Raw genomic sequence first — 833 nt, forward strand, 5'->3', positions numbered from 1 at the left:
TGTCCCGGGACTCGCGGATGTCGGCGAGCATCCGGGCCAGTTGGGGCAGCACGATCGTGGCCGCGTTCGTCCCCACGACAGTGACTGTTTGCTGGCCGAGTGCGTCGATGATTTCGCCGGCAAGGCGTTCGCCCATCCGGGGTGCACGCATTTTTAGCCGGTTTCCGATCCTGCGCCGACCTGCATGGCGCAAGGCTTCTGGGGTTGGCCAGGCCCGCAGCAGGTCCAACACTGCCGGGTGGTCCAGGCGCGGGCCAAGGACACGCTCCAGGGCAGGGGTGGATCTGGGTCWGCAGGCCTCGGATCCTGTTCGATGTTGCGTGGCCTGTTTTGCCAAGTCGTCGTCGAAGCCGCAGAGCATGGTCAGTTCGGCGAGCTGTTCATCGGCGATCTGGATGGAGCGCAGTGTGTGGGGCATGGTCCGGGCCGCTTCGGCGATGATGAACGCGTCCCGGGCGTCGGTTTTCGCTTCGCCCGGGTGCAGGTCCGCGATCCGGCGCATCGCCAGCCCGGGCAGGTATCCGACGGTGACACGGGCGGCCTGGGCAACCGCGACGGGGAGTGCACCGATCGTCGCGGGCTGGTCAACGACCAGCAGAATGCGGCCGTGTTTGCCCAGAGAAGTCAGTATTTCGCGCAGCCGGGCCTCGTCGTTGGGCAAAGCCTTGTCGAAGAGCTTCATCCCCGTCCGGTCCACTGCAACGGCGTGGTGCTCGCCCTTGCCGACGTCCAGGCCGATGAAGACATCAATGCTTTCGYGGTTTCCGATCACCTGTACCTCSCCGTCACAGCAGCTGATACCTGTGCTGGACTGTCCGCGGTGTCAGAGCCCG

The 833-nt window shown here is 65.5% G+C and carries 1 pseudogene; it reads right to left on the reverse strand.

Going from position 1 to position 833, the window contains the following annotated elements:
• Nucleotides 1-757 (reverse strand): annotated as a pseudogene (locus tag AC1DFR_RS22325) (IS110 family transposase); the annotation flags it as partial.
• Between the last annotated feature and the right edge of the window lie 76 nt (nt 758-833).

The sequence above is a fragment of the Arthrobacter sp. 05T410 genome (assembly GCF_056396505.1).